General features: G+C 63.8%; 6 protein-coding genes and 1 pseudogene. 1 reads left to right on the forward strand and 6 read right to left on the reverse strand.

All coding sequences use genetic code 11. The features are described from left to right. The 4 genes from C666_RS17590 to C666_RS17605 all read right to left on the reverse strand — a co-directional run. The coding region (locus C666_RS17590) for a DEAD/DEAH box helicase (protein ID WP_004345831.1) at positions 1-1248 on the reverse strand (1248 nt) is incomplete at its 3' end. Positions 1249-1830: 582 nt separating this feature from the next. Beyond that, entirely contained in the window at positions 1831-4257 is a 2427-nt protein-coding gene (locus tag C666_RS17595; RefSeq protein WP_004345834.1) for a TonB-dependent siderophore receptor, read from the reverse strand. A 148-nt stretch (positions 4258-4405) separates the two neighbouring features. Further along, a complete protein-coding gene (locus tag C666_RS17600; RefSeq protein ID WP_004345836.1) occupies positions 4406-5260 on the reverse strand; it encodes a FecR family protein in 855 nt (284 codons plus the stop codon). Next, a complete protein-coding gene (locus C666_RS17605; protein ID WP_004345838.1) occupies positions 5257-5826 on the reverse strand; it encodes an RNA polymerase sigma factor in 570 nt (189 codons plus the stop codon). Before C666_RS17605 ends, C666_RS17600 begins: the two co-directional genes overlap by 4 nt. Positions 5827-6052: 226 nt before the next feature. On the opposite strand from C666_RS17605, the gene C666_RS17610 reads away from it, so the two are divergent. Next, positions 6053-7183, forward strand: coding sequence for a M48 family metallopeptidase (locus C666_RS17610; RefSeq protein ID WP_004345840.1), 1131 nt, complete (start codon positions 6053-6055; stop codon positions 7181-7183). A gap of 77 nt (positions 7184-7260) precedes the next feature. Here C666_RS17610 and C666_RS17615 read toward each other — a convergent pair whose 3' ends face one another. After that, positions 7261-8196 (reverse strand): cobalamin-binding protein, encoded by a 936-nt coding sequence (locus C666_RS17615; RefSeq protein WP_004345841.1) that lies wholly within the window; start codon positions 8194-8196, stop codon positions 7261-7263. Continuing rightward, a pseudogene (locus C666_RS17620) lies at positions 8193-8466 on the reverse strand (threonine-phosphate decarboxylase); the annotation flags it as partial. The gene C666_RS17615 and the pseudogene C666_RS17620, both read right to left, overlap by 4 nt.

Here is an 8466-nt window from a genome sequence, read left to right on the forward strand (position 1 = left end):
CTGGGCGGCCGCACGCCCCTGGCCCGCGCGGCCGCCGCCGCCGCGGCGCTGCAGCGGTTCGCGTTCGTGGTCGGCATCGTGGGCGGCCTCGGCGCTGGCGCTGGGAACGAAGTCCTCCGCCACGGCGCGCTCGATGCGGCGCTTGATCAGGCGTTCGATCGCGGTCAGCAGCTTGGCTTCCTCGTTGTCGACGAGCGAGATCGCGTTGCCCGCAGCGCCGGCGCGGCCGGTGCGGCCGATGCGGTGCACGTAGTCCTCGGGCACGTTGGGCAGTTCGAAGTTGACGACTTGCGGCAACTGGTCGATGTCGAGGCCGCGCGCGGCGATGTCGGTCGCCACCAGCACCGGCAGCGAGCCGTCCTTGAACTGCGACAGCGCCCGCGTGCGCGCCGCCTGGCTCTTGTTGCCGTGGATCGCGGCGGCGGCGATGCCGTGCTTGCTGAGGTATTCGGCGAGCTTGTTGGCGCCGTGCTTGGTGCGGGTGAACACCAGCGCCTGGAACCACTGCTTTTCCTTGATCAGGTGGGCGAGCAACTCGCGCTTCTGCTTCTGGCCGATCATGTAGACGGCCTGGTCCACGCGCTCGGCGGTGGTGTTGCGCGGCGCGACTTCCACCGTGCCGGGGTTGTGCAGCAGGCCGTGGGCCAGTTCGCGGATCTCGTCCGAGAAGGTGGCCGAGAACAGCAGGTTCTGGCGCTTCTTCGGCAGCAGCGCGAGCACCTTGCGGATGTCGCGGATGAAGCCCATGTCGAGCATGCGGTCGGCTTCGTCCAGCACCAGGATCTCGATGCCGGACAGGTCGACCGTCTTCTGCCCGACGTGGTCGAGCAGGCGGCCTGGCGTGGCGACCAGGATGTCGACGCGCTTCTTCAGTGCGCCGATCTGCGGGTTGATGTTGACGCCGCCGAACATGACCAGCGAGGTGAGCGGCAGGTGCTTGCCGTAGGTCTTGACCGATTCCTCGACCTGGGCGGCGAGTTCGCGCGTCGGCGTCAGGATCAGGCAGCGCGGGCGGCCGGGCGGATGCGGGTGGGCGTGGGTCTGCGACAGGATGTGGAGCAGCGGCAGCGTGAAGCCGGCGGTCTTGCCGGTGCCGGTCTGGGCGGCGGCGAGCAGGTCGCCGCCGGCGAGCACTTGCGGGATGGCCTTGGCCTGGATCGGCGTCGGCGAGGTATAGCCGGCTTCGCCAATGGCGCGCAGGATGGGTTCGGCCAGCTCGAGGCTGGCGAAAGTCACGTCGGAATTCATTCGATGGTTTCCGGCGCCAGCCCGTCGCACTTCGTGGCGACACCAATCCGGGCCGGCGGGAGAGATCCGGGGCGGTCGCCGGCCGGATCGTTGCAGGAACTGCCGCGATCGATTGGTCAATTCGCGGCGAGCCCGCACTATAGTGGCTATGCGAGGGCGAAGCGAGCTTTTTGTGCGATGGAGAGGATGTTCAGGCGTCCTCGTCGTCGCCGAAGTGGTCCATGGTGGGGCTGGATGGAGAGCGTTTGCCCTGCCGTAGGTTGCTTGGCCCGGCAGCGAAGGCGTATGGGATGAATTGCCACAAGGATTTTTGTCCCCGGCACAAGGCGTTGAATCACGCTCTGGGGAAAATCGGGGAGAAATGTGTCAGAACTGGTAGAGCAGAAGGTGAAACCCATCGGCACCGCGAAATGTGGCTATACGATGAATCACAGTCATATGAGTTTCACGCTATTGATGGGTTTTGCTGTGCTCTACCCATCCTAGGAGCTGATAGGGGCGGTTGCTGGAGTCACGCGTTGTCTTCGCTTGTCGCGATTGAGAGTGCCTTATGGCACTCTGTCACGCAGCCTCCTAGGCAAGTTAGAACTTATACTTAACATTCAGCATTATGTTGCGGGGGGCTCCGTAAACGCTTTGCCCGGCTGAAGGAAGAGAGGTTATGGTCTGGTAATAACGCTTGTCGAAAATATTATTGAAGTTTAGTTGGGTGTCAATGTGGTTGGTGGGGCTGTAGCTCAGCATGATGTCGACTAAATTGTAGGACTTCTGCTCAATATGGTAGGTGCTTCCTTTATTGTAGATCTTGCTTTGGCGATAAAGTGAGGCACCAACCCGCCAACGTTGAAACTCGTCAGGTAGGGTGTAGGTGGTGGTTAGCTTGAGCAGATGCTTGGGTAGATCGGTATCAAAGGGCTGGCCTTCATTGCTTTTGTTAACATCCTTGATGTACTTCGTTTTAGTGTAGGTATACCCAGCGCCGATCTGCCAGGATGGCGTTAGAGCACCTTGGATCTCCAAGTCGATGCCTTGACTGCGTACCTTACCGGCCGCTTCGTAGCAGGTCAGAAAACCAAAGGTAGCGCATTGAGTTTGATCCTGAAGCCGCGTGGCACGATTTTCTTGATTCATGCGGAAGAGTGACACAGAAGCATTGAGCAGGCCATCGAAGTACTCCGACTTCAGGCCCACTTCGTAGTTCTTGCCCAGCACCGGGTCGATCAGGCTACCGCTGGCGCTAATATAATCCTGCGGCTTGAAGATGTCGGTGTAACTGGCGTACACCGAGTATTTATCGTTCAGATCGTATATCAAACCGGCGTACTTGGTGAGATTTCGGGTTACCTTGTAAGCGCTGTTGGTGACATAAGAACCATAAGCAAGGCTGGACTCGTGCTCGTACCAGTCCAGGCGTCCACCCAAGATCAATGTTATAGGTTCAGACAGTTTGAGTCTTGTGGTGACATAGGCACTCTTTTGTTCGATATCAGTTGTCTGGTGCTGGTGCGTCGGGAGGCTGCTAGATAGATTGGGTTTGGTCATGCTGGAGTGATCCCAAGCACCAAGGTTAACGTTTGTCAACCAAGCTAATATGCCTATACCCCGATAGGAATAGGCTTCGTCGCGCTTGCTAAGTCCAAAGACAAGTTCGTGATTTTGGTTAAGCAAGTTAAACGGTCCACTGGCGTAGAAATCATAGCTGCCCTGGCGATTCTTGTAAGAGCCAGATAAAAATTCCTGATTAAAAATGTCACTAGAGGTATATCCATAATTGGAGATCAACGTGCTGGTCTGGTCTAGTTTGCTCCAAACCTTGTTTGCCTTCAGATTCAGTTTCCAGCCATTGTCGAAGTGGTGTTCCAAGTTGACGAAGGCGGTTTCGTTCAGCCGGTCCCAGAACTCCCAGTCGTAGCCCAGAAAGGTGGAGCGTGGTAAGTGCAAGTCGCTACCATCCGCTGCTACCGGAATACCACCATATCCATTTCCATTGTTGTCTTTCTGGCGTGAGGCGCCGAATGTGAGCGTGGTGCTGTCGGTGATATCTGCATCAAACACCCCATAGAACAAACTACGTTCGTTCTGCACTACATCCTGAAAGCTTTGATGATTCTGATAGGCTGCGACCACTCGACCGCGTAGGCTTCCAGCATCGTTAAGTGGACCAGATGCGTCTAGTTCTGCACGATAGCGATCCCAGCTACCGGCGCTGGTACTGACACTGACCTGCGAAGTAGCAGTGGGCTTCTTGCGAACCAGGTTGATGGAGGCCGATGGGTTACCGGCACCTTGCATTATTCCGGTGGCTCCTCGCACGATCTCGACGTGATCGTAGATGGCCATGTCGTTTGCTCCAGTAGGCTCTACCGCCGATCCACCGATGGTGATAGGCAGACCGTCGTACATTAGGTTGTCGACCAAGGTGCCTCGTGAGAGATAGCGCTGGCGTCCGGCGCCAAGCTCTTGCATCGTCAGGCCAGGAGTATTCTTCACAACATCGTTGAGGGTGTTCATCTTCTGATCCTCAATGCGCTGCCGGGTCATGACGCTAATGCTCTGCGGCGTTTCGCGGATGGAGAGGTTCATCCGTGTGGCGGCGCTGGTGACGCCGGTGGTATAGCTGCCGGTACCTTCCGTGGTGCCGCTGCGATTGGCCGAGGCGCTCACCGTGACCGCGGACAGAGTGGTTTCCTTTCCCGCGCCATCCTCGATGCGGAAGGTGCGCTCATCCGCGCGCCGGAGCACCAGCCCGGTGCCGGCCAGCAGGCGTTCCAGCGCCTGTTGGGCGGTGTAGTCGCCCTTGAGCGCCGGCGCGCTGCGCCCGGCGGCGAGCGGCGCGGCGAACAGGATCTGCACACCGGCCTGGCGGGCCAGGGTGTTGAGGGATCTTTCCAGCGGCGCGGCGGGCAGGTCGATGGGCCGGGCGGCGGTTTGCGCGTGCGCGGCAAAGGCCAGGCACAGGCCGGCTGCAATGGCGCCGAGACGGATACGGGCGGGACGGATGTGGACCACGGAGGACACTCCTTGCATGCTGACGATTGAGGGGTTTGCAAGGAGGCTGTCGAACGAGACGGGGGAATGTTCTACCTGGAAATGAGAATTTTTATTCTTTCCCGGCCAAAGCGGCGACGCCGTACGCCCGGAGTCGGGATCCCCCGGTTCAGCGCGGGCCGACTTCCACGCTGCCATCCGGCAGGCGCCGTATCTCGACCGGGAAGGTACGGGGCAGCAGGTCGAGCAACTGGTCGGTATTGCGGATCTCGAACACGCCGGACAAGGTCAGCCCGGGGCCGTGCTGGCCGACCAGGCGCACCGGGTGGCCCCGGTAGCGCTGGATTTCTGCCAATACCTCGGCGAGCGGAGTGCTTTCGAAGACCAGGTAGCCTTCGCGCCAGGCCGTGGTGGCTTCCAGCCCGGTGGCGAGGACGGCGGGCGGGCGGGCGCCGCCGACACGGGCGATCTGGCCGGCGCCGAGTTGCAGCGGGGAGTGCCGGGTGTGGGCCAGGTCGCGCACCTCCACCCGCCCTTGCAGCACGCTGACGGTCACCGGGGCATCCGCGACACGGCGTACGCTGAACACGGTGCCGACCACGCGGACACGGGCGGGCTCGGCCGCCACCAGGAAGGGGCGCCAGTTTGCGGGGGCCACGGTGAACAAGGCCTGTCCCTGGTCGAGGCGGGCCTGCCGGCTGCGCAGGTGCCAGCTGATGCTGAGGCGGGTGGCGGTGTCGAGCTGGATCTCGCTGCCGTCCGTGAGTTGGACGCGGGCCGACTCGCCTGCGCGGGTGGCATGGAATTCGGTGCGGTAGGCGGGGTCGAGCCACAGCAGGCCGCAGAGCAGCAGCACGGCCGCCAGCGCCGCCTTGCCGGCATGGCGACGCTGCTTGGTGCCACGTGGCTTGCGCGGAGGCTTGGGGTAGCGCTCCTTGAGCGCGTCGCCCGCTTCTTCCAGCGCGCGTTCCAGGGTGCCGGGGGGCAGGGAACGGGCGGGTTTTTCTTCGTTGCCCTTGCTCATGCGCAGGGCGGCGTGCCGCGCTCGCCGTCGGTGAAAGCGGCCAGGAAAGCCTTGCGGCAGACGGCCATGCCGGTGCCCAGGTGCTTGTCCACGGTCTTGACCGAGATGCCCTGCCAGTCGGCGACTTCCGCGCGGCTCATGTGGTGGACCTTGCTGAGGATGAACACTTCGCGGCAGGCCGGGGACAGGGATTGGATGGCGGTGTCGAGCAGTTCGATGCGTTGTTTCCTGTCCAGGATGGCGAAGGGGTCACGGCTTTCATCCAGGAGATGGACCGGTTCCGGCAGTTCTTCCACGCTGCGCACCCAGGCGCGCCGCCCGGCTTCGACGCGGTGGGCATCGATGGCGCGGCGCGTGAGCAGGCTGCGCAGGAAGGCGAGCGGCGTGCGAATGGGCTGCACGGCCGGCGATTCGGTCAGGCTGATGAGCGCGTCATGGACGATATCGCGTGCCGGCGTGGTATCGCCCCCGACCCGGCGGATATGGCGGCGAACGTGGGCGACCAGATCCTCGTAATGACACAGCAGCGTATCCGCCAGCAGGGTATCGGGGGTTTTGTCGGACATGGCGAGTGAAGATCGGAAGCAGGGCATGCGGTGAGCGGGCAAGTATAGGTAATGAGAATTGTTTTGTCTTTGCCTCGCCGTTCAGGCCTCGGCGGCGCTCTTTGTGCAGCGCAGCGCGATATGTGAGGGCTGATATATTTGATCTTGTTGACCAGAATCACGTGGCGGACGCGCAAAGTCGCTTCGACTGACGTATAGTTCGACGCTCGCAGGCACTCCATTTGTGATGAATTCGCTCGCTTCCGGCAAGAAGCTCTTCGTCTTGCGCGTGCGCCTCGCGCGGCGCCTGACCATGCTCGCCGCAGCCGGCCTTGCCGGAGGCGTGTTGTTGCTTGCCTTCTTGCTTGGCGGCGTGGCGTATGCGCTGGCCAGCAGCTGGGGCGCGATCTCCGGTGGCCATCCCTTTGGCAGCGGGCTGTGGAGCCTGTGCGCGGTGCTTCTTGCGCTTTGTTCCGCCGCTGTTGGCGATGTGCTGTTCAGCGCGCCGCCCCAGCCGCAGGGCATCCGCCTGTCGCGCGAAGTGGCCGAGCAGCTTTTCGTGCTGTTGGACAGCATGGCCGCCAGGCTCGACATCGAGCCGATTCAGCACGTGTACATCACCGACGACATGAATGCCCATGTCCACCAGCGGCCCGCCTGGGGGGTGATCGGGCCGCTGCAGACCTGCCTGATGATCGGCCTGCCGCTCGCGTACAGTCTTTCTCCCGCGCAATTCACCGCGGTGCTGGCGCACGAACTGGGGCACCTGGCCGCGCAGCGGCGCGGCTGGTCCGGCGTGGCGGGAACGCTGCGTGCATGGTGGGCCCGTACCCTCGACCGCGCAAGTGCAGGTTTTTCCTTCATTGCGCCCTGGCTGGATGAAAAGTCGGTCCGTTTCTGCGTGGAAATGCTTCGCCTGGCCCGCGTCGAGGAGTTCGAGGCGGATGCGGTCGCGGCCGGGCTCGTCGGCCACGATCTGATGGGCGAGGCGCTGGTCGAGGTCAGCCTGAAGTCGCATTTCCTGGAGCACGATTTCTGGCCACAGGTCGAAGCCCATAACGCATCCCGTTCGCGCCCCGCGCTGCGGCCTTTCCGCGACATGGCGCTCGGTGTGGAGGCCGGCTTCATGCGCACGGTGTCCGACCATGCGGTCGCGATCGAGGAGATGCTCGCCGAGCGCTTCGCCTTCCATCCTTCGCTGCAGCAGCGCTTGAGCGCGCTGCGCGTGCCGTGCCGCGTGCCCGAGGGCAACCGGACATCGGCGGCGGTGCATTTTCTGGCCCCCTTGCTGCCCCATCTGGCCCTGTCCTTCGATCGCGCCTGGTGGCGGGCATGGCGCAAGAGCAGGCGCCGCCGCTACGAGATGTACGAGGGCTGAGCCCGGCGCCAGCCCGGCCGGTGCGCCGGGCAGGCTGGAAGGTATTTCATTCCGCTCGATTTCTTCTTGCCGCGGGTTTATTGCGCCGTCGGCGCGTCGCCGCGGTCGATGCGCACCGATTCGAGCTGTTCGCACAGGCGGGCGGCGCCATCTAGGATGCGGGGCGTATGGCGCTGCAGCAGGTCGGGCGGGACGAAGAACAGGTGGCCGTTGGCATTGGCGGTGAGGCTCGGCCAGCGTTTCCACTGCTCCAGCCATTCGGGCCGCGCCTCGCCCATGCCGCTGGCGATGATCGCTTCCGGATCTGCGGCGAGCACGGCTTCGACACTGACCGTCGGCGCCAGCGTGGCGAGGCCGCCGAACACGTTGCGCCCGCCGCACAGGCGCATCACGTCGGCGATCAGGTGTTCGTCGTTGACGGTCATCATCGGCCGGTCCCAGATCTGGTAGAAGGTGCGCACCGGCGGGCGGTCGCGGTAGCGCGCGGCGAGGATGGCATGGCGGTCGCGGAAGGCCTGCGCTGCCACGCCGGCGGCGGGGCCGGTGCCGGCCAGGCGGCCGAGTTTTTCCAGGCTGCGGGCAACGTCGTCGAGGCTGCGCGGTTCGTTGATGAAGACCGCGATGCCCAGGGCGCGCAGGCGGTCGAGATGGGTGTCGCGGTTGCCGCTCTGCCAGGCCACGACGAGGTCGGGCCGCAGCGCGGCCACCGCTTCCAGGTCCACCTTGGTATAGCTGCCCACCTGCGGCAGCGATTTCGCCTCGGGGGGGAAGTCGCTGTAGGACACCACGCCCACGACCTGCGGGCCGGCGCCCGCGGCGAACAGCAGTTCGGTGACGTGAGGCGCGAGGCTGACTATGCGCTGCGCCGGGCGTTCGAGCCTGACCGGCTTGCCGGTGTCGTCGTCGATCTCGACGGCGGCGCGGGCCGTGTGCGCCATACCGACGAAGGACAGGCACAGGACCGCGGTGAGGATGGCGATCGGGGAGGCGGAGCGGAGCGGCGTGTCGATCATGGTGTCGGGGCGGAAAGGTGGAGGTGGGCGCATTCGCGCAGGGCATGTTCGAGGCGTTGCCAGCCCGCTTCGTCGGGCGGCAGGCCGAAGCGCAGCGATGGCGGCGCGGCGAACAGCCGGGTGAGGATGCCGTGCCGGGCAAGCGCGTCGTGCAGTGCGGCGGCGTGGGGCGTCGCCAGCCATTTGAACAGATCGGGGCCGGCGGCGGCGGCGAGCCCGCTGTCGCGCAGCAGCCTGCCGAGGCGCGCGCCGTCGGCCGCCAGCCGTGCG

It is taken from the genome of Thauera linaloolentis 47Lol = DSM 12138 (assembly GCF_000310205.1).
Taxonomy (GTDB): domain Bacteria; phylum Pseudomonadota; class Gammaproteobacteria; order Burkholderiales; family Rhodocyclaceae; genus Thauera; species Thauera linaloolentis.

Coding starts and splice junctions, on each gene's coding strand:
- C666_RS17600 (WP_004345836.1), bottom strand. CDS start 5,260: ATGAGCAAGGGCAACGAAGAAAAACCCGCCCGTTCCCTGCCCCCCGGC.
- C666_RS17605 (WP_004345838.1), bottom strand. CDS start 5,826: ATGTCCGACAAAACCCCCGATACCCTGCTGGCGGATACGCTGCTGTGT.
- C666_RS17610 (WP_004345840.1), top strand. CDS start 6,053: ATGAATTCGCTCGCTTCCGGCAAGAAGCTCTTCGTCTTGCGCGTGCGC.
- C666_RS17615 (WP_004345841.1), bottom strand. CDS start 8,196: ATGATCGACACGCCGCTCCGCTCCGCCTCCCCGATCGCCATCCTCACC.